Origin of the sequence: Micromonospora citrea (assembly GCF_049629545.1) — a bacterium.
Taxonomy (GTDB): Bacteria; Actinomycetota; Actinomycetes; order Mycobacteriales; family Micromonosporaceae; genus Micromonospora; species Micromonospora citrea_A.
On sequence record NZ_JBNADX010000043.1, the window covers coordinates 1 to 19,164 of the forward strand.

The following is a 19,164-nucleotide window of genomic DNA, read 5'->3' on the forward strand; positions in this document are numbered from 1 at the left end:
GTCGGGCCCGCTCGCACCGCGGGCCCGACGGCGCCTCAGGGCGCGAAGGCCACCGTCACCACCAGGTCGTCGACGCGCAGGGTGCGCCACACCGCCGGGGTGTCCGGGGGTACGGCCAACCCGTGCCGCCGCCACCAGGCGGCCACCGGCACCGCGGCCAGCTTGCACAGGCTCTCCGCGCGGGTCCACCGGGCCCAGAAGTCGGCCCGCCCGAAGCGCCGGGCCAGCGCCGGCGGGATCTCCGCGTCCGCCCGCTCGGCGTCGATCGCCACCCGCCAGCCGGGCGCGGCCGGGCCGTACCAGCCGACGCAGCGTCCGTCGTCGAGGTGGCTGCGGGTCACCGCGTACGCCAGCTCGGCCGGCGTGCCGACGCGCAGGTGCCGTTCGGCGGCGCCCAGCAGGGCCGGCACCGGTCGGGGACCGGAGCCGACCGGACGACGGTCGGCGGTGGCCATCGACGCCGGGCCGGCGGCACCAGCGTCTCTGGCGGCGTCCGGCCCCGGCCCCGCGACGGGCCCCGGGCCGGCGGCACCGGGGTCGATGTCGACCCCCGGCCCGGGGACGGCACCCGGCCGGCGCGCGGCGAGCGCCGGCTCAGACGGAGGCCGCACCGTCCACCACGATCACCTGGCCGTTGATGTTGGTCTGCTCGTGCAGCAGCATCCGCACCACCGGCACCACCTCCGCCGGCTCGGTGAGGTGACCGGTCGGGGTGCGCCGGACGATCTGGTCGAGCTGGGTGCTGCCCAGCACGGCCGACATCTCCGAGGCGAAGAAGCCCGGCGCGACCGCGTTGACCAGCATCCGGCCGCCCAGCTCCCGGGCCAGCGAGCGGGTGGCCGCGTCCATGCCGCCCTTGGTGGCCGAGTACGCGACCAGCCCCGGGAAGCCGCGCTGCGCGCAGATCGAGGTGACGTTGACGATCCGGCCGCGCCGCCCCTGGGCGAGCATCCGGCGCACCACCAGACGGGTCAGCTGCAACGGCGCGGTCAGGTTGGTCTCGACGATCCGGGCGATGTCCACCGTGGAGGTGTGCGTGTGCATCGAGTCCTGCCCGACGGCGGCGTTGTTCACCAGCCCGTCGACCGGGCCGAGCCGCTGCTCCACCTCCCGCACGAACGCCTGGGCGGCGGGCAGGTCGGTGACGTCGACCGCGTCGACGTGCACCCGGTCGGGGTGCTCGGCGGCCAGCTTCTCCAGCTCCGGCGTGACGGTACGGGCGAACGCCGCCACCTTCGTCCCGGCGGCGAGCAGGTCGGTGACGATGGCCAGCCCCAGCCCCCGGGACCCGCCGGAGACGAGGACGACGGTGCTGGGTGGAACGACAGGGGTGTCAGACATCGCTCTTCAACGTCTCCTTGACGGGGATCTCGGGCAGCAGGCGGACCCGGCGGGGCACCGCGTGCTCGGGGAGCCGGTCGGCGCACCAGCGGACCAGGGTGGCCTCGTCGGGCGTCGGGCCGGCGGTCGGCACCACCTCGGCGACCACCATCCGGCCGAGCAGCGGGGCACGGCGGCCGGTGACCCGCGCCCAGGCCACCTGCGGGTGGGCGGACAGCACGTCGCGGACCAGGCCGGCGGAGACCTTGCTGCCGCCGACGTTGATCTCGTCGGAGTCGAGCCGGCCGGTGATCAGCACCCGGCCGTCGACGACCTGCACCCGGTCGCCGGTGCGTACCGGGCCGTCGAGCCCGGCGCCGTGGTGCGGCGAGGTGACCACCAGCTCCTCGCCCTCGACGGAGAGCGTCGGACGGCCGGGGGTGGCCCGGTCGAGCCACTCGACCGGGAAGCCGGCCCGGCCGTCGTGCACCACGATGGACGCCCCGACCTCGGACGAGGCGTAGATCCAGGAGATCCGGGCGGTCGGGAAGACCTCCCGGAGCCGGTCGAGGACGGCCTGGTCGACCGGCTCGCCGCCGAGGGTGAGCTGACGCAGCGGCACCCGGGCCAGCGCCGCGCCGTCGCGGTGCAGGGTGTGCCGCCAGAACGTCGGCGTGCCGGAGACGGCGTCCACCCCGTGCGCGGCGGCCAACGCCGGCCAGTCGTCCAGTTCGTCGGGGTCGACGACCACCAGGTGCTGGCCCGGCTGGGTCAGCGACAGGGTCACCACCTGCCACCAGGCGTACGTGCCGGGGGCGTACGGGCAGAGCCAGGTGCGTTCCGGCTGCCCGCCCCGCACCGTGGTCAGCGAGTCGAGGGTGTGCCCGACCCGTTTCGGTCGGCCGGTGGAGCCGGAGGTGAGCAGCCAGAGCCGGCCCGGCTCGGCGGGACGCTCCGACTGCGGCGCGACGGCACGAGCCTCGCCCGCCGCCAGCTCGGTCACCGTGAAGCCGGCCCCGCGCAGCTCGTCGCGCATCGCCCGGTCCACCCGGCCGGCGGAGGTGAGCAGCAGCTCGGTGCCGTACGTGGCGTGGTGCCGGGCTGCGGCCAGGGCGTCGGCGACGCCGTACGCGAGCACCGCGCCCGGTGACGGCAACACCGGCTCGGCCAGCTCCCGCCAGGTCAGCGCGGTCCCGCCGACGACGATCCGGTTGTCCAGGCCGGCGACCCGCGCGCCGGGGGCCGACGGGCCGTCGGTCGCGACGGTCACTGGCGCTGCAGGGTCACGAGGAAGTCGAGGACGTCCCCGACCGTGGCGATGCGGCGCAGCCCCGGCGCGTCGAAGTTGAGCTCCTCCCCCGTCTCGTCCTCCACCCGAAGGGCCAGCTCGGAGAAGTCCAGCGACCGGAAGCCGATCTCGCGCAGGTCGGTGGCGTCGTCGTCGGGCAGGGCCTTGCCCTGGTTCGCCAGCACCTGCGCCATGAGGTCGCGGATCTGCGCGCGACTCAATTCGTCCATGCGGCGGAGTGTAGCGCCCGGAAATTGTCCACGACATTTCCCGGGTAGGGTTCCGGAGCCACCCGGAATCGAACGGAAAGGGAGCCGGCATGCTCCGCGAAGCGACCGACGACGACGTTCACCTGATGTTGTCCTGGCGTAATCAGGACATCAACCGGCAGGTCAGCAGGACCAGTCACGAGATCACCCCCACCGAGCACGCCGCCTGGTGGGCACAGGTCCGCGCCGACCCCGCCCGGCAGGTCCTGGTGTATGTCCGCGAGCAGCTGCCCTGTGGCGTGGTGACCTTCTTCGACCTGCGGCTGGACGGCCCGCGTACCGCAGGCTGGGGGTTCTACCTCGACGCCGAGGGGCTGGCCGCGCGGGGCGAGACGCTGCCTGCCTGGCTGGAGGTGATGCGCGAGGCGGTCGACCACGCCTTCGACGTGCTCGCCCTCGACCGGCTCGACGGGGAGGTGCTGGCGCACAACACGGTCGTACGGCAGATGAACCGACGGTTCCGATTCGTCGAGGGAACGCCGCGACGGGAGGAGGTCGACGGCCGGGAAATCGAGGTCCTCCCCATTTCCCTGACTCGGGACGATCGCCGTCGGCGTTGATTTCGACAATTGTCCGCCGGGCGGCCACCGAATTGTCATCCGCCGTTCACCCGCCCCGTCCGGCGGCGCCGCGCCGGGGCCGGCCGGCGCGGCGACACCGTCGGCTCAGCCGCGCCGCCAGGCGGCCCAGTGCTGCTCCGGATTGCCACCGAGGCGGACGAAGCCGTACCGCGCGCCGTCCCAGTCGTCCGGCTCGCCGGGCGCCCACCGGGTGAAGACCACGTCGGCGGCGGCCGGCGGCCGGTCGGTGAACCACCGCACGTCGGTCCAGGTCACCTGGTGGCTGAGGTTGAAGCGCAGGATGTAGTGCACGCCGGTCGCGGCGTACACCCGCTCGCCGGGACGTACGCCGAGGTCGGCGACGCGCGGCGTCGGGGCGGTGGCCGCCGCCATCGGCCGGACCAGCCGGTCGGTGATCACCGCCATGGTGGCGACGTTCACCGCCACCAGCGCGGCGAGCAGCGGTGTGCCCAGCCGGGGCCGGCGGGCTGCGGCGACCAGCAGCACACAGCCGGCGACGCCCACCGCCGCGCCGGTGAACGGGCGGAACTCCCGCCAGCCGCCGGTCAGCGCCATCAGGTCGGGCGCGCCGAACCCGCCGTAGCGCAGCTCGTGACCCCGGCTCGCCACGTACGCCAGCCGGGCCGCGATCAGCGCCGCGCCCGCCGCCAGCAGTCCCACCGCCACGGCGGCCCGGCGCAGCAGCACCCGCCCGGTCGCGGTGAGCAGCACCCCCGCCCCCACCAGCAGCCAGAACGGGGCGAGCATCTGCACGTACCGGCCGTAGATGGCGTCCAACGGCTTCGAGGTGATGCCGGCGAGGATCACCGACGCCCCGCCGGCCACCCCGACGCTGGTGACCAGCGCGACGCCGAGCGTCCAGCGCACGGCCGCGTCGCGCTGCGGGCGGCGCAGCTCGCGCACGGCGCTCGCCCAGGCGATCCCCGCCAGCCCGAACGTGATCACCACCAGGTACCAGAGCTGGGTGGCGACGGCCGCGCCGAGCCGCAGCAGGCCCTGCCCGGAGGCGACCGCCCGCACCGTGCCGCCGCCCGGCGGGTTCCCGAGCAGGTAGACCCGGTCGCCGAGCCACCGGATGCCGGCCTCGTTCACCAGCGCCAGGGCCAGCACCGGCAGCACCGCGGCGAGCACCTGCGCCGCGCCGGCCCGGCGGCGGGCGAACAGCAGCAGGACCAGCCCGGCGTGCACCGCCACGATCACCAGGCCACGTGAATGCAGCAGGTGGAACGCGCCGACCAGCGTCCCGGCCGCCACGGCGGCCAGCGCGCCGGGACGGGACACCCAGCGGTGCACGGCGAGCAGCCAGGCCAGCACCAGCGGGGCCAGCACCGCGTCGATCATCGCGACCTGGGCGTAGAAGGCGGTGGCCGGCAGGGTCGCCGCGACGGCGGCGGCGATGAGGGCGTACGACCGGCGCAGCCCGAGCAGCCGGCGGCCGAGCAGGTACGCCAGCGGCAGCGCTGCGGCGTTGACCACCGCGTTGATCAGCTGCACCAGCCGGTAGCTGTCGGTGAAGTCCCGGTCGCCGAGGAAGGCCGGCGAGATCAGCATCGGATAGCCGACCCGGCGCAGCGGACCGTTCTCGCTGCTGAAGCCGCCCGGACCACCGGCGAGCGCGCGGGCGGTGTTGAGGTAGCTGTCCTCGTCGGTGTGCGCGATCGGCAGCGTGACGTGCCGGGCCAGCCACAGCCGCCAGGCCACCCCGGCCAGCCAGCCGGCCACCAGCAGCGCCGGCACCAGCCGGCGCCGCCTCGGGGTGGCCGGCGTCCGCGCCGGTTCGGCGGGGCGTGCCCTCACGTCGGTGCCGGACGCCATCGTCGCCTCCTGCTCGCTGGGCCCCGGCGCTCGCCAGGGGCGGGGTTGCCGCCGTAGCGGCGGATTCCGCCGGCCTGGTCCCGACGCCGCGCCGACCCTCGCGAGATCTTGGCGACTTCCGTGCCGTCCGAACGACAACTCGCCAAGATCTCCAGTCCGCGCCGCGAGGTGGCGGCGTGGACATGCCGGAGGGTCGGGCAGCGGGGCCCGGGCCGGCGGGTGGACAGGTCGCCGGGTCGAGGGGGCAGGTGGTCCAGGCGACCGGTGACACCTGTGCGGCGGGCATCGAAGGGACACGCCGCACCGCGAGGCGCTCGGCGACGCGCCGCACGGACACGGCGCACGGCCGCGCCGAGCACCGCGCGGGGCCACTGTAGTCGGACGGATCCGCGCTGGTCAGCCGCCCGACGGGCACGGTGCAAGTGTTCGCCTGCCGGGCGTTCGGGATTCACGCGGCCAGCGCGGGCGGTTCACCCGCAGGCGTCGGTGCGTTAACCCGCCGTGGCTAGCGTCCGTCCGGTCGCGTGGCCCCGGGCCGCCGGCGCAGAACCTGCGATCATGGGAGCACCACATTGAGTGAGCTGACGGGATCCTCCATCCTGGTCACCGGCGGCACCGGTTCCTTCGGGAAGACCTTCCTCCGGCACATCCTCGCCGAGGCCGACCCGGCCCGGGTGGTGGTGTTCTCCCGCGACGAGCTGAAGCAGTACGAGCTGCGCCAGCACCTGGGCGACGACCCCCGGCTGCGCTGGTTCATCGGCGACATCCGGGACCGGCACCGGCTCACCCGGGCGATGCACGGCGTCGACCACGTGGTGCACGCCGCGGCGCTGAAGCAGGTGGACACCGCCGAGTACAACCCGTCGGAGTTCATCGCCACCAACATCACCGGCTCGCAGCACGTGGTGGACGCCGCGATCGAGGCCGGGGTCCGCAAGGTCATCGCCCTCTCCACCGACAAGGCGTCCAGCCCGATCAACCTGTACGGCGCGACCAAGCTCGTCGGCGACAAGCTCTTCGTCTCCGCCAACCACTACGCCGCCCAGCACCCCACCCGCTTCGCCGTGGTGCGCTACGGCAACGTGGTCGGCAGCCGGGGCTCGGTGGTCCCGCTGTTCCGCCGGCTCGCCGCCGAGGGCAGGAGCCTGCCGATCACCGACAAGCGGATGACCCGCTTCTGGATCACCCTGGAGCAGGCCGTCCAGTTCGTCATGGACTCGTTCGACCAGATGCAGGGCGGCGAGCTGTTCGTGCCGCGCATCCCCAGCATGCGCATCCTCGACCTGGTCGAGGCGGTCGCCCCGGACGCCACCACCCACGAGATCGGCATCCGCCCCGGCGAGAAGCTGCACGAGGAGATGATCGCCCCGGACGACAGCCGGCGGACGCTGCGCGCCAAGGACCGGTTCATCGTCCAGCCCACCATCGCCACCTGGGGCTACCAGCCGCCGGTCGGCTGCGAGCCGGTGCCGGACGGGTTCGCGTACCAGTCGGACACCAACGACGAGTGGCTGAGCGTCGAGCAGTTGCGCGACATGCTCGGCATCACCGCGTGATGGCGATGCTCCCGTACGGGCGGCAGTCGGTCACCGACGGCGACGTCGCCGCCGTGGTCGCGGCGCTGCGCAGCGACTGGCTCACCACCGGCCCGCAGGTGGACGGCTTCGAGGCCGACCTGGCGGGGTGGACCGGCGGGGCCGGCTGCGCGGCGGTCTCCAACGGCACCGCCGCGCTGCACGTGGCGTACGCGGCGGCCGGTGTCGGCCCCGGTGACGAGGTGGTCGTACCCCCGATGACCTTCGTGGCGACCGCGAGCAGCGCGGTCGCCCTCGGCGCGACGGTCGTCTTCGCCGACGTCGAGGAGGAGACGTACACCCTCGACCCGGCCGCGGCCGCCGCCGCGACGACCGCCCGGACCCGGGTGGTGGCCGCGGTCGACTACGCCGGCCACCCGGCCGACTACGACGCCCTGCGCGCGGGGCTGGCCGGCCGTGACACGCTGCTGCTCGCCGACGCCGCGCACTCGATCGGCGCGACGTACCGGGGGCGGCCGGTCGGGTCGCTGGCCGACCTGACCACCTTCTCGTTCTTCCCCACCAAGAACCTGACCACCGCCGAGGGCGGCGCCGTCGCCACCGCCGACCCGCAGCTGCTGAAGCGGGCCCGCCGGTTCCGCAACATCGGGCTGGTCCGGGAGCGCGACGAGCTGCGCGATCCCGACGAGGGCGGCTGGCACCAGGAGGTGCACTCCTTCGGGCTGAACTACCGCCTGCCCGACGTGCTCTGCGCGCTGGGCCGCAGCCAGCTGCGCCGCCTCGGCGACTTCCTGGCCGCCCGCGCCCGGCTGGTCGCCCGCTACGACGAGGCGCTGGCCGACCTCGACGGCGTGACGATCCCCGGCCGCCGCTCCTGGGCCGCCCCGGCCTGGCACCTCTACCCGGTTCGGGTACGCGACGGCCGCCGCCGCGAGGTGTACGACCGGATGCGCGCCGCCGGCATCGGGGTGCAGGTCAACTACCTGCCGGCGCACTGGCACCCGGCGTTCGCCGACCTCGGCTACCGGCGCGGATCCTGCCCCGTCGCCGAGGCGTTCTACGCCGAGCAGCTCTCCCTGCCGCTCTTCCCCACCCTGACCGACGCCGACCAGGACCGCGTGATCGACGCGCTCCACGCCGCCCTGCGCGGCGCACCCGTGCGTCCCGCCGCCTGACGGGGGACCGATGCACCACGCGAACCACTTCTACGGCCACGCCCACGTGCTGGCCCGCTACTGCGGGCTGGGCGACGGGCACCCGCCGCGGATCAACGGGTACGTCCAGCACGGCTGGAACATCGGCGACGGGCTCGCGCCCGGCCACCCGTACGCCGAGTTCACCCCGAGCCTGCTCTGGTCCGAGCAGACCCGCCGGCGGGCCTGGTCGGTGGGGCGACGCAACGTCGTCACCATCGGCGCGCCCTTCGCGTACCTGCTGGACCTGCGCGCCGACGACCCGCCGGAGCCGCAGCGGGAGGGCACCATCTGGTACCCGTTCCACGGCTGGGAGGGCCAGCACGTCAAGGGCGACCACAAGGAGCTGATCGCCCGGATCCGGGCCACCGAACCCGGCCCGGTCACGGTCTGCCTCTACTGGCACGAGTACGGCATGCGCCGGGTGCGCCGGCTCTACGAGAACGCCGGCTTCCGGGTGATCTGCCACGGCTACCGGGGTCACTGGTGGTCCGACACCGACCCGCTCTTCCTCGACAAGCAGCTCACCGAGCTGCGCCGGCACGCCCGGGTCGCCTCCAACCGGCTGACCAGCGCCATCTTCTACGGCATCGCCGCCGGCTGCGAACCGGCCGTCTACGGCGACCCGATGATCCTCTCCGACGAGGACCCCACCTTCGGCGGCACCGCGCGCATCCGCCGCCAGTGGCCGGAACTGCACGGCGAACAGGTCGACCTGACCACCGCCGTCGAGATCGCCCGCGCCGAACTGGGCACCGACCACCGCTGTACGCCGGCCGAGCTGCGCGAGCTGCTCGGATGGGCGAACCTCCAGGAGGACGACGTTGACGACTGAGACCGCGCCCCGGATCGCGCTGCCCGGCGGGGAGATGCTCGCCTGGTCCGACCTGCCGGAGCAGCGGCTGGCCGAGGGCGGTCCACTGGGCGCGCTGCTGGCCCGGGTCGTACCGGCCGGGGCCCGGGTGCTGCTCGCCGGCCCGCACGACCCGGCGCTGCTGGACCGGCTGGCGCACACCGAGGTGACCTGCCTGCTGCGCAGCCACCCGGACGGGGTGACGCTGGCCGACCGGGGAGCCCGGGTGGTGGTGGGCGGCCCGACCGGCCTGCCCGCCGGCGAGCACTGGGACGTGGTGGTCGCCGCCGCCGGCCCGGACGCCGTCGAGTCGGTGGAGGGGCAACGGCTGGGCTGGGACGGCGTGCTGGCCCGGCTCGCCGACGCGGTCGCCCCGGGCGGGACGCTGCTGCTGCGGGTGGACAACCCGCTCGGCGTGCACCGGCTGGTCGCCACCGCCCCCTGGTACGCCGACCGGGCCGACTCGGCGTGGTCCGTCGGCGGGGTGCTGGACACCGGCCGCCCCGCCAACCCGGAGCAGGCGCGGGCCCGGCTCACCGCCGTCGGGCTGCGGGCGGGGGCGTGCTTCGCCGCGTACCCCGAGCCGAGCGCGCCGACGGTGCTGGTGGCCGCCGACGAGCTGGACCGGCGACCCACCTCGGGCCTGTTCGACGCGGTGCTGCACGGCGCCTGCGTGGGCGGCTTCGCCGGCACGGCGGTGCTCCAGGACCCGGCCCGGCTGGCCGTCGACGCCCTGCACGCGGGGCTCGGCTCGGCCCTGGCTCCGGGTTGGCTGCTGCTCGCCCACCGCCCCGACCCGCAGCGGTCCCCCCTCGCCGGCACCGCGGCGCTGCCGGTGGTGCTGGTGCAGACCGGGCCGCCGGGAGTCGGCGTGGTCGAGGTCGTGGACGGGCCGGACGGCTGGCGGTGGCGGGCGACCGGCGGGAGCGACCGGCCCGCGCCGGCGCCCTTCGCCACCCGCGAGGTGGCCCACCGGGACGCCGACGCGCTGGACGGGCCGGTGCCCGAGGGGCGGCTGCTGCGCACCCTACTGCTCGACGCCTGCCTGCGTCGCGACCTGGACACCCTGCGTCACCTGCTGCGCGGGTACGCGGGCTGGCTCGCCGCCCGGGCCGACACCGACGGCCGGCTGACCGGGGCGACCGCGCTCGCCGGCACCGACAACGTGGTGGTGACCGACGGCGGGGTGGACGCCGCGCCCGCGTTCGCCGTGCTCGACCCGAGCTGGCGGGCCAGCACGCCGCTGGACCTCGACGTGGCGCTGGCCCGCAGCCTGTGGCGCTTCGCCGCCGCGCTGCTCACCGGCGGGTACGCCCATCCCTGGACGTCCACCCTGGACGTGGCCGGGCTGACCGTGGTGCTCGGTGGTCTCGCCGGGCGGGAGCTGTCCCGGGCCACCGTCGACGAGGCGGTCGAGGCCGAGGCGGCGATCACCGCCGCGCTGCGCGGCCTCGACGGCGACGGGCGGGTCCGCCTCGCCGACGAGCTGCGGGGGGTCACCCCCACCGACCCGCCGGCCGGGCCCCGCAGCTACCAGCAGTTGCGGGAGGCGTGGGTACGCCAGCGCGAGGAGATGACCCGACTCGCCGCGCTGCTGAAGTGGACCGAGGAGCTGCTGACCTCCCGGGAGCGGGCGTTGCGCCGGGCCGACGCCACCATCAACCTGCTCAGCGGCTCGCTGAGCTACCGGGTGGGCCGGCTCGCGATCACCCCGGCCCGGCTGGCGAAGCGCGGCGCCCGCGCCGCCAAGCGCCGCGCGACCGCCGCGCTGAGCCAGCGCCGGCCGAGGGAGGAACAGCAGTGAGCGAGGGTACGACCGGCGCCCCACCCACCGCCGGGGCGGCACCCGGCTCGGGCGGCGACGCGGACGCCCTGCGGATCGTGGGGATCGTGCAGGCCCGGATGGGTTCGTCCCGGCTGCCCGGCAAGGTGCTGCGTCCGCTGGCCGGGCGCAGCGTGCTCGGCCGGGTGGTCCGGGCCGCCCGGGACAGCGGAGCGCTGGCCGACCTCGTCGTGGCGACCAGCACCGACCCGGTGGACGACGCGGTGGTGGACGAGTGCCGCCGGCTGGACGTGCCGTGGCACCGGGGCCCCGTCGACGACGTGCTGGCCCGGTTCGTCGGCGCCCTGGACGCCCACCCCGGCGACGCGGTCCTGCGCTTCACCGCCGACTGCCCACTGCTCGACCCGGAGATCGTCGCGCTGGTCGCGGCGGTGTACCGGGCGGTGCCCGGACTCGACTACGCCAGCACCTCGATCGCCCGTACGCTGCCCCGGGGGCTGGACGTGGAGATCGTGCGGGCGGACGTGCTGCGTACCCTCGACCGGCTCGCCACCGGTCACCACCGGGTGCACGTGACCTCGTACGCGTACACCCACCCGGAGCTGTTCCGGGTGCTCGGGGTGACTCTCGCCCCGGACCGTTCCGACCTGCGGCTGACCCTGGACACCGAACAGGACTGGGCGCTCGTGCGCGCGGTGACCGACCACTTCGGCGACGTCAGCGTGCCGCTGGCCGAACTCGCCGACTGGCTGGACGGCCAGCCCGCGCTGCGCGCCCTCAACGCCGCCGTACGACAGAAGCGCCTGGAGGAGTCCTGAGCACGCCACGGATCGGACTGCGCTGTGACGCCGGGCCCCGGCGCGGCGTCGGTCACCTGGTGCGCTGCCTGGCCCTCGGCGAGGAGTTCCTGGCCCGGGGAGCCACCGTCGAGCTGTTCGGCACCGTCGAGCGGGTCGGTTGGGCGGCGGCACAGCTCACCGCCCGGGGCATCCCCCTGCACCCCGGGCCGGACACCCCGGACGGGCTGGTCGAGGCGGCCCGGACGCACCGGCTGGACGCGATGGTGCTCGACTCGTACGACCTGGACCCGGCCGGGGCGGGGGCGCTGCGCGCGGCCGGCGTGACCACCCTGGCCATCGTCGACGGGGACACCCGGGGTCAGGACGCCGACCTCTACCTCGACCAGAACTTCGGCGCCGACACGGGCACGGGCACGGGCACGGCGGACGGGCGGCTGCTCGCCGGCACCCGTTACGCGCTGCTGCGCGACGCCGTGATCGCGGCCCGGCCCCCCGCGCCCCGCGAGGCGACGTCGGTGGGGCGGCCCCGGGTGCTCGCCTTCTTCGGCGGCACCGACGCCGTCGGCGCGGCCCCGGTGCTGACCCGGGTGCTGCTCGGCACCGGACACCCGATGGAGCTGACCGTGGTGGTCGGGCGGCCGGAGATCGAGGCGGAACTGGAGGAGGTCACCCCGGGACGCGGGCAGACGCTGCACCCGGTGCCGCCCACCGACGGACTGCCCGCGCTGATCGGCGCGGCCGATCTGGTGGTCAGCGCCGCCGGGACCTCCACCTGGGAACTCTGCTGCCTCGGGGCGCCGTCCGCACTGGTCTGCGTGGTGGACAACCAGCGCGCGTCGTACCGCCGGGTGGTGGCCCACGGGCTCGCCGCCGGCCTCGGCGAACTGCCGGAACTGGCGGCGGCCGGGGTGACCGGACGGACGGCCCGCGCGGCGGCGGCCCGGACCCTGCGCGGGCTGCTCACCTCACCCCGGCGGCGGGCCGCGCTCTCCGCACGTGGCTGGGCCACCGTCGACGGGCAGGGCCGGGCCCGCGTCGCCGACGCCGTCCTGACTCGTACGGGTGTGCTAAACCGCTGATAGGGTGGCGGCATGACGCAGGCCGCCTACCAACCGTCGATGCTCGACCTCGCCGACGCCGGGCCGTCGCCGGCCGCCCTGCCGGGCGCGCTGCGCCGGCACGTGCTCACCCGGGGCGCCTGGGTCGACCATCTCCCCGGCTGGGTGCGCGGCTCCGACGCGGTGCTCGACACCCTGCTGGCCGAGGTGCCCTGGCGGGCCGAACGCCGCACCATGTACGACACCGAGGTCGACGTCCCCCGCCTGCTCTGCTGGTACGGCGAGGGCCGGCCGCTGCCGCACCCCGTGCTGACCGAGGCGCGGGCGGCGCTGACCCGGCACTACGCGCCCGAGCTGGGCGAGCCGTTCGTGACCGCCGGGATGTGCCTCTACCGGGACGGCCGGGACAGCGTCGCCTGGCACGGTGACACCCTCGGCCGCTCCGCGCACACCGACACCATGGTCGCCATCGTCTCGTTCGGCTCGCCCCGGGCGCTGCTGCTGCGCCCGCGCGGGGGCGGCGACAGCCTGCGCTTCCCGCTCGGCCACGGCGACCTGGTGGTGATGGGCGGTTCCTGCCAGCGCACCTGGGAGCACGCCGTCCCGAAGACGACCCGCCCGGTCGGCCCCCGGGTCAGCGTCCAGTTCCGCCCCACCGGCGTCGCCTGACCCCACCCGTCTCGTGCTAGAAACAACTCTCAGGGTCGATCACGCCCCCGTCACCTGACGACGCGAAGGGCGCCCCATGACCCAGTCCCCCTCCTCCCGCTGGTCCCCGTGGACGGTGCACGGCGACGGCCGCTCGGTCACCCCGGGCGACGTGGTGCACCCGGGCGAGCGGCTCTCCTGGCCGCGTACGGTCGGCGTCGGTGTGCAGCACGTGGTCGCGATGTTCGGCGCCACGTTCACCGTCCCGCTGATCACCGGGTTCCCGCCGGCCACCACGTTGTTCTTCTCCGGCCTCGGCACCCTGCTGTTCCTGGTCGTCACCGGCAACCGGCTGCCGTCGTACCTCGGCTCGTCGTTCGCCTTCATCGCGCCGGTGCTGGCGGCGAAGGCCGGCGGTGACATCGGCCCGGCGCTCGGCGGGATCGTCGTGGCCGGCGTGGCGCTCGCCCTGGTCGGCCTGGTGGTGCAGCTCGCCGGCACGCGCTGGATCGACGCGCTGATGCCCCCGGTGGTCACCGGCGCGATCGTCGCGCTGATCGGGCTCAACCTCGCCCCGGTGGCCTGGGACGGTGGGGGCAGCGGCACCGGGGTGAAGGCGCAGCCGCTGATCGCCATGGTCACCCTGGCCGCGATCCTGCTCGCCACGGTCGCGTTCCGTGGCTTCCTGGCCCGACTGTCCATCCTGCTCGGCGTGGTGGTCGGCTGGGTGCTCGCCGCGATCCTCGGCGGCCTCGACCCGAAGGCGGTCGACGGGCTGCGCGACGCGGCGTGGGTGGGGTTGCCCGAGTTCCACGCGCCGAGCTTCAGCCTGCGCGCCGTGGTGCTGGTCATCCCGGTGATCCTGGTGCTGGTCGCGGAGAACGCCGGGCACGTCAAGGCGGTCGCCGCGATGACCGGGCGCAACCTGGACAAGGACATGGGCCGGGCGTTCCTGGGCGACGGCCTGGCCACCGTGCTCGCCGGCTCCGGCGGCGGTTCCGGCACCACCACGTACGCGGAGAACATCGGCGTGATGGCGGCGACCCGGGTCTACTCGACCGCGGCGTACTGGGTGGCCGGGTTGGCGGCGGTGCTGCTCGGGCTCAGCCCGAAGTTCGGCGCGCTGATCCTCACCGTGCCGGCGGGGGTGCTCGGCGGCGCGACCACCGCGCTCTACGGCCTGATCGCCATCCTCGGCGCGCGGATCTGGATCGAGGCCCGGGTGGACTTCCACGACCCGGTGAACCTGATGACCGCCGCCGTCGCGGTGATCGTCGGCGCGGCCAACTACACCCTCACCGCCGGCGACCTCTCCTTCAACGGCATCGCCCTCGGCACCGCCGCCGCCCTGGTCGTCTACCACGCCATGCGCACCGTGGCCCACCTCCGCCGCACCACCCCCCGACCCGGCCCACCCCGGCCCGGTGATCATGAAGTTATTGCCGCGACACGCAGGCGGGAAGGGCAATAACTTCATGATCGACGGCTTCGATCCCTGGGCAAGGGGATGAGGGGGACGGCGCAGGGGCCGGGAGCGGATGCTCCCGGGCCCTGCGCCGTCGACGGTCAGTCGCGTTCGATGAGGTGGCCGACGACCGTGGGGCCGAGCATCACGGCGAAGCCGCTGCCGTCGCGGCGCGGGTCCGCCGGCGGCAACTCGACCGGGTCACCGGTCGCCGTCGCGCCGACCGGTCGCGGCCCGACCCAGGCCACCACCAGATCCTCCTCGCCCTTGAGGAACCGCTGCGCGCGCACGCCGCCGGTCGCCCGCCCCTTCGCCGGGTACGCCCCGAACGGCGTCACCTTGACCGTCGCGCCGGTGGAGGTGACCACCATCGGCTCGCCGTGCCCCGGGTCGTCGGTGCGCACCGCGCCGAAGAAGACCACCCGGGCCTGTCCAGGCAGGTTGACGCCCGCCATGCCGCCGCCCTTGAGTCCCTGCGGACGGACCAACCCGGCGGCGAAGCGCAGCAGCGACGCCTCGCTGGTGATGAAGGTCAGCGTCTCGGCGCCGTCGGTCAGCCAGGTCGCCCCGACCACCTCGTCGCCCTCGCGCAGCGAGATCACCTCGAACTCGTCCGAGCGCACCGGCCACTCCGGGGAGCAGACCTTGACCACACCCTGCCGGGTGCCGAGCGCCAGACCCGGTGAGCCCTGCGCGGTCGCGCCGAGCGGGGCCAGGCCGACCACCGTCTCCCCCGGCTCCAGCGGCACCAGCTCGGCGGCGGACATGCCACCGCGCAGCGACACCGTGCCGGCCTGCTCGGGCAGCACCGGCAGCGGCAGCACGTCGATCTTGAAGGCCCGGCCGGCGCTGGTCACCAGGAGCACCCGACCCCGGGCCGTGGTGTGCACGACCGCGCGTACGGTGTCGTGCTTGACCCGGCCGTTGCGCCGGCGCCCCTCGGCGGCCTCCTCCGACTCGGCCGCGGTCCGGGCGACCAGCCCGGTCGCGGAGAGGATCACCTGGCAGGGGTCGTCGGCGACCTCCAGCGGGCCGGCCGGCACCGACGCGGCCAGCACCTCCTTGAGGTCACCGTCGACCAGGGTGGTGCGGCGCGGCGCCCCGAACTGCTTCACCACCGCCGCCAGCTCGTCGGAGACGACCTTCTTGAGCACCTTGTCGTCGTCGAGGATCTTCGACAGCTCGGCGATCTCCCCGCGCAGCTTCTCCTGCTCGGCCTCCAGCTCGATCCGGTCGTACTTGGTCAGCCGGCGCAGCGGAGTGTCCAAGATGTAGGTGGCCTGGATCTCGGAGAGCTTGAACTTCTGCATCAGGCCGTCCTTGGCGGCCTGCGCGTCCTCGCTGGCCCGGATCAGCTTGACCACCTTGTCGATGTCGAGCAGGGCGATCAGCAGACCGTCGACCAGGTGCAGCCGCTCCTCGCGCTTGCGCCGCCGGTACGCGCTGCGCCGGGTGACGACCTCGTAGCGGTGGGCCAGGAAGACGTCCAGCAGCGCCTTCAGCCCGAGGGTGCGCGGCTGACCGTCGACGAGCACCAGGTTGTTGACGCCGAAGGACTGCTCCAGCGGGGTGAGCCGGTAGAGGTCGGCCAGCAGCGCCTGCGGGTTCACCCCGACCTTGCACTCGATGACCAGGCGGGTGCCGCTCTCCCGGTCGGTGAGGTCCTTGACGTCGGCGATGCCGGTGAGCCGCTTGGTCTTGGTGACCTCGTTGGTGATCGCCGCGATGACCTTCTCCGCGCCGACGCCGTACGGCAGCTCGACCACGGTGATCGCCTGCCGGCCGCGGCTGCCCTCCAGCGGGCCGATCTCCACCTTGCCGCGCATCCGGACCACGCCGCGTCCGGTCTCGTACGCCCGGCGCACCTCGTCCAGGCCGAGCAGCAGGCCACCGGTGGGCAGGTCCGGGCCGGGGACGAACTCCATGAGCTTGTCGAGGGTGGCGTCCGGGTGGTTGATCAGCCAGCGGGCGGCGGAGACCACCTCGCCGAGGTTGTGCGGGATCATGTTGGTCGCCATCCCGACCGCGATCCCGGACGCGCCGTTGACCAGCAGGTTCGGGAAGGCGGCGGGCAGCACGGTGGGCTGGGTCAGCGAGCCGTCGTAGTTCGGCTCGACGTCGACGGTGTCCTCGCCCAGCTCGCCGACGAGCAGCATCGCCTCCCGGGACATGCGTGCTTCCGTGTTGTGGTTGACGAAACCACCGGCGAGGAAGGAGTGATCCTCGGACACGACCCGGACGGAGTAGACCTCTGCCCGTTCGCCGCGGGTCACCTCCGTCACCTGCTCGAATCGGTATCCAGAGTCCATGATGGGAAGGATGGTCGCAAGGACCTCCGTGTCCTTGATCCGATCGATGATGCGGAGGCGCTCGGTCTCCCACCGCTCCACGCGGTCGAAGTTGTGCTGTGTCAGCCACTTACGTCCACTGCCCCGTCGGTCGAAGTCAAGAGCGCTGCGCACGTATTCAGCGACAAACGGGACGTGATCCTTGCTCAACCGATGTGGGCGCAAGGGCGAGTGCCGCAGTACCCGGCTCAGCTCTCCCTGCTTGGTACGGAGGAAACCGACCCGGCCGGCGAAAGCCTTGATGTTCCGAAGACCGGAGACGACGAGGCGATGTTCGAGTGACCCGCTTGGACGCCTGTACTGACGCCAGCACGCGATGACGCCGAACTCGGCGAGCAGCTCCTGAACGTCTCTGGTCAGTCGTTCGCTGTAGCTCGTGTACTGGACGGTAAAGCTGCCGTTCGCGACGCGGACCCCACCGTCACCCTCAAAGAGGGCCATCAGGAAAGCCCGCTTCACCCCCGGGCCGCCGTTCCAGACGAACTCCGGAACGAACTTGTCCCGCGCCTGGTGGCCAATGAACTCACTCAACGGACTCGCACGAAAGGCATCCATACCACCGGCGAAGTCCTGTACATCCAACTCCTGGATGCGCTTACGATCACGGCGAGTCTGCCGCTCACTGACGTAGCGCCGACCGCCCACGATCTGGTCGTACGCGTGCAGGACTTCGCTGAAGAAGTGCTGGTCGGTGTTGTTGAACCCCGCCCGGGACTCACTCGCGAACCCCTCGGAAGCCCACGCTCCGCCGAGCACGCCCAGCATGTACTCCCGAGCGGTGGGGATGACCTGAGACCACGCGTTACGCGCGATACAGACGATCGTGCCGGCGGTGATCTCGTCGAGTCGTCGCCACTGGAAGACCGGGACGCCCATGGGTGACTCGAGGCAGAGCAGCAGGTGGTTCTCACTACCCCGGAGCGAGAATCCCGCTTGCGTGGCGATTCGGATCGTCGGATGCACACCGGAGTTGAAGACTTTGTCGACGCGGATGGCCTTGCCGTCCTTGTCGAGGACCTCGAAGTCGGCATCAGCCTCGCTGTCCGGCTGGAGGTTCACCAGATCAGCAATCCGAGGGCTGGTGCCGTCGGCGAGGCGAATACGAGTGTCACCGGTGACGCAGTAACGCGCCGCGGCCGGTCCGTCGTCCGGGCTGCCAAAATTGCCATGCCCGTCGATGAGTGGCACGTTGAGCGAGAAGTCCTGGGCGAGCCGCACCATGGCGTCGTAGATCGCGGTGTCACCGTGCGGGTGGTAGCGCCCCATCACGTCGCCGACGACGCGAGCCGACTTGACGTGCGCGCGGTCCGGCCGGAATCCGTTCTCGTTCATCGAATACAGGATGCGCCGGTGCACCGGCTTGAGGCCGTCGCGGGCGTCGGGCAGGGCGCGGGAGTGGATGACCGAGAAGGCGTACTCCAGGTAGGAGTCGGAGACCTCGGTGACCAGCGGGTTGTCGAACACCCGCGCGCCGGCCTGGTCGAAGGCGGACAGGTCCACCTTGGCGCGGTCGTCCTTGCGGCGTGCCATCGTTCAGCTTCCTTCTGCGTGCGCGGCGGTCAGCGGGCTCATGCGTCGATCGCTTCCCGGTCGACCCGGTCGGAGGACTCGATCAGCCAGTTGCGGCGCGGCTCGACCTTCTCCCCCATCAGCAGTTCGAGGATCCGCTCGGCGGCGTCGACGTCGTCGAGGGTGATCCGGCGCACCGCGCGGGTGGCCGGGTTCATGGTGGTCTCCCACAGCTCGTCGGCGTCCATCTCACCGAGGCCCTTGAAGCGCGGGATCGGGGTGACGATCTGTTTGCCGGCCTTCTCCAGCTTGCGGACCGTCGCCTCCATCTCGGCCTGGGTGTAGGTGTAGACGGTCTGCGGGTTGCGCCCCTTCGTGGTGATCTTGTGCAGGGGCGGCATCGCGGCGTAGAGCCGGCCGGCCTCGATCAGCGGCCGCATGTACCGGGCGAAGAGCGTGATCAGCAGGGTACGGATGTGCGCGCCGTCCACGTCGGCGTCCGCCATGATCAGCACCCGGCCGTAGCGCATCGCCGACAGGTCGAAGGTCCGCCCCGAACCCGCGCCGAGCACCTGCACGATCGCGGCGCACTCGGCGTTGTCCAGCACCTGCTGGAGGTTGGCCTTCTGCACGTTGAGGATCTTGCCCCGGATCGGCAGCAGCGCCTGATATTCGGCGGTACGAGCAACCCGGGCGCTG

14 protein-coding genes and 4 pseudogenes are annotated in these 19,164 nt (G+C 73.7%); 9 read left to right on the top strand and 9 right to left on the bottom strand.

Features of this window, described 5'->3' with window-relative positions:
* Window positions 1-35 precede the first annotated feature (35 nt).
* From ACPFP2_RS28715 to ACPFP2_RS28730, 4 genes are all read right to left on the bottom strand, one after another.
* Window positions 36-410 (bottom strand): hypothetical protein, encoded by a 375-nt coding sequence (locus ACPFP2_RS28715; protein WP_424093205.1) that lies wholly within the window; start codon window positions 408-410, stop codon window positions 36-38.
* A 184-nt stretch (window positions 411-594) separates the two neighbouring features.
* Window positions 595-1,341, bottom strand: a complete 747-nt coding sequence (locus ACPFP2_RS28720; protein ID WP_424093207.1) for an SDR family NAD(P)-dependent oxidoreductase — start codon at window positions 1,339-1,341, stop codon at window positions 595-597.
* Window positions 1,334-2,590, bottom strand: a complete 1,257-nt coding sequence (locus ACPFP2_RS28725; protein ID WP_424093209.1) for an AMP-binding protein — start codon at window positions 2,588-2,590, stop codon at window positions 1,334-1,336. The genes ACPFP2_RS28720 and ACPFP2_RS28725 overlap by 8 nt, the downstream gene beginning before the upstream one ends.
* Window positions 2,587-2,838, bottom strand: a complete 252-nt coding sequence (locus ACPFP2_RS28730) for an acyl carrier protein (protein WP_088978247.1) — start codon at window positions 2,836-2,838, stop codon at window positions 2,587-2,589. Before ACPFP2_RS28730 ends, ACPFP2_RS28725 begins: the two co-directional genes overlap by 4 nt.
* A gap of 89 nt (window positions 2,839-2,927) precedes the next feature.
* On the opposite strand from ACPFP2_RS28730, the gene ACPFP2_RS28735 reads away from it, so the two are divergent.
* Entirely contained in the window at window positions 2,928-3,437 is a 510-nt protein-coding gene (locus tag ACPFP2_RS28735; protein WP_424093211.1) for a GNAT family N-acetyltransferase, read from the top strand.
* A 105-nt stretch (window positions 3,438-3,542) separates the two neighbouring features.
* Here the strand turns inward: ACPFP2_RS28735 and ACPFP2_RS28740 are convergent, their stop codons facing one another.
* Complete coding sequence (locus tag ACPFP2_RS28740) at window positions 3,543-5,273, bottom strand: hypothetical protein (RefSeq protein WP_424093213.1); 1,731 nt, start codon at window positions 5,271-5,273, stop codon at window positions 3,543-3,545.
* A gap of 572 nt (window positions 5,274-5,845) precedes the next feature.
* Between ACPFP2_RS28740 and pseB the strand changes: the two genes are divergently transcribed.
* The 8 genes from pseB (at window position 5,846) to ACPFP2_RS28780 (ending at window position 14,614) form a co-directional block, all read left to right on the top strand.
* Entirely contained in the window at window positions 5,846-6,829 is a 984-nt protein-coding gene (pseB, locus tag ACPFP2_RS28745; protein WP_424093215.1) for a UDP-N-acetylglucosamine 4,6-dehydratase (inverting), read from the top strand.
* Complete coding sequence (locus ACPFP2_RS28750) at window positions 6,826-7,983, top strand: DegT/DnrJ/EryC1/StrS family aminotransferase (protein WP_424093217.1); 1,158 nt, start codon at window positions 6,826-6,828, stop codon at window positions 7,981-7,983. The genes pseB and ACPFP2_RS28750 overlap by 4 nt, the downstream gene beginning before the upstream one ends.
* Before the next feature lie 10 nt (window positions 7,984-7,993).
* Window positions 7,994-8,836 (top strand): hypothetical protein, encoded by an 843-nt coding sequence (locus ACPFP2_RS28755; protein ID WP_424093219.1) that lies wholly within the window; start codon window positions 7,994-7,996, stop codon window positions 8,834-8,836.
* A gap of 34 nt (window positions 8,837-8,870) precedes the next feature.
* The gene (locus ACPFP2_RS28760; protein WP_424093238.1) at window positions 8,871-10,658 is read left to right on the top strand and encodes a class I SAM-dependent methyltransferase; all 1,788 of its coding nucleotides are present in this window, start codon (window positions 8,871-8,873) and stop codon (window positions 10,656-10,658) included.
* 68 nt (window positions 10,659-10,726) lie between these two features.
* Entirely contained in the window at window positions 10,727-11,455 is a 729-nt protein-coding gene (locus tag ACPFP2_RS28765) for a cytidylyltransferase domain-containing protein (RefSeq protein ID WP_424093240.1), read from the top strand.
* Entirely contained in the window at window positions 11,452-12,516 is a 1,065-nt protein-coding gene (locus tag ACPFP2_RS28770) for a PseG/SpsG family protein (protein WP_424093242.1), read from the top strand. Before ACPFP2_RS28765 ends, ACPFP2_RS28770 begins: the two co-directional genes overlap by 4 nt.
* Before the next feature lie 12 nt (window positions 12,517-12,528).
* On the top strand, window positions 12,529-13,164 hold the full coding sequence (locus tag ACPFP2_RS28775; RefSeq protein WP_424093221.1) for an alpha-ketoglutarate-dependent dioxygenase AlkB: 636 nt from the start codon (window positions 12,529-12,531) through the stop codon (window positions 13,162-13,164).
* Window positions 13,165-13,240: 76 nt separating this feature from the next.
* Window positions 13,241-14,614, top strand: coding sequence for a uracil-xanthine permease family protein (locus tag ACPFP2_RS28780; protein WP_424093223.1), 1,374 nt, complete (start codon window positions 13,241-13,243; stop codon window positions 14,612-14,614).
* 95 nt (window positions 14,615-14,709) lie between these two features.
* Here ACPFP2_RS28780 and ACPFP2_RS28785 read toward each other — a convergent pair.
* The 4 pseudogenes from ACPFP2_RS28785 to ACPFP2_RS28800 all read right to left on the bottom strand — a co-directional run.
* Window positions 14,710-16,791 (bottom strand): annotated as a pseudogene (locus ACPFP2_RS28785) (DNA gyrase subunit A); the annotation flags it as partial.
* 393 nt (window positions 16,792-17,184) lie between these two features.
* Window positions 17,185-18,066 (bottom strand): annotated as a pseudogene (locus tag ACPFP2_RS28790) (LAGLIDADG family homing endonuclease); the annotation flags it as partial.
* Window positions 18,067-18,078: 12 nt separating this feature from the next.
* Window positions 18,079-18,486, bottom strand: a pseudogene (locus ACPFP2_RS28795) (DNA gyrase subunit A); the annotation flags it as partial.
* 38 nt (window positions 18,487-18,524) lie between these two features.
* Window positions 18,525-19,163 (bottom strand): annotated as a pseudogene (locus ACPFP2_RS28800) (toprim domain-containing protein); the annotation flags it as partial.
* Window position 19,164 lies beyond the last annotated feature (1 nt).

Coding starts and splice junctions, on each gene's coding strand:
- ACPFP2_RS28720 (WP_424093207.1), bottom strand. CDS start 1,341: ATGTCTGACACCCCTGTCGTTCCACCCAGCACCGTCGTCCTCGTCTCC.
- ACPFP2_RS28730 (WP_088978247.1), bottom strand. CDS start 2,838: ATGGACGAATTGAGTCGCGCGCAGATCCGCGACCTCATGGCGCAGGTG.
- ACPFP2_RS28735 (WP_424093211.1), top strand. CDS start 2,928: ATGCTCCGCGAAGCGACCGACGACGACGTTCACCTGATGTTGTCCTGG.
- ACPFP2_RS28740 (WP_424093213.1), bottom strand. CDS start 5,273: ATGGCGTCCGGCACCGACGTGAGGGCACGCCCCGCCGAACCGGCGCGG.
- ACPFP2_RS28755 (WP_424093219.1), top strand. CDS start 7,994: ATGCACCACGCGAACCACTTCTACGGCCACGCCCACGTGCTGGCCCGC.
- ACPFP2_RS28760 (WP_424093238.1), top strand. CDS start 8,871: ATGCTCGCCTGGTCCGACCTGCCGGAGCAGCGGCTGGCCGAGGGCGGT.
- ACPFP2_RS28775 (WP_424093221.1), top strand. CDS start 12,529: ATGACGCAGGCCGCCTACCAACCGTCGATGCTCGACCTCGCCGACGCC.
- ACPFP2_RS28780 (WP_424093223.1), top strand. CDS start 13,241: ATGACCCAGTCCCCCTCCTCCCGCTGGTCCCCGTGGACGGTGCACGGC.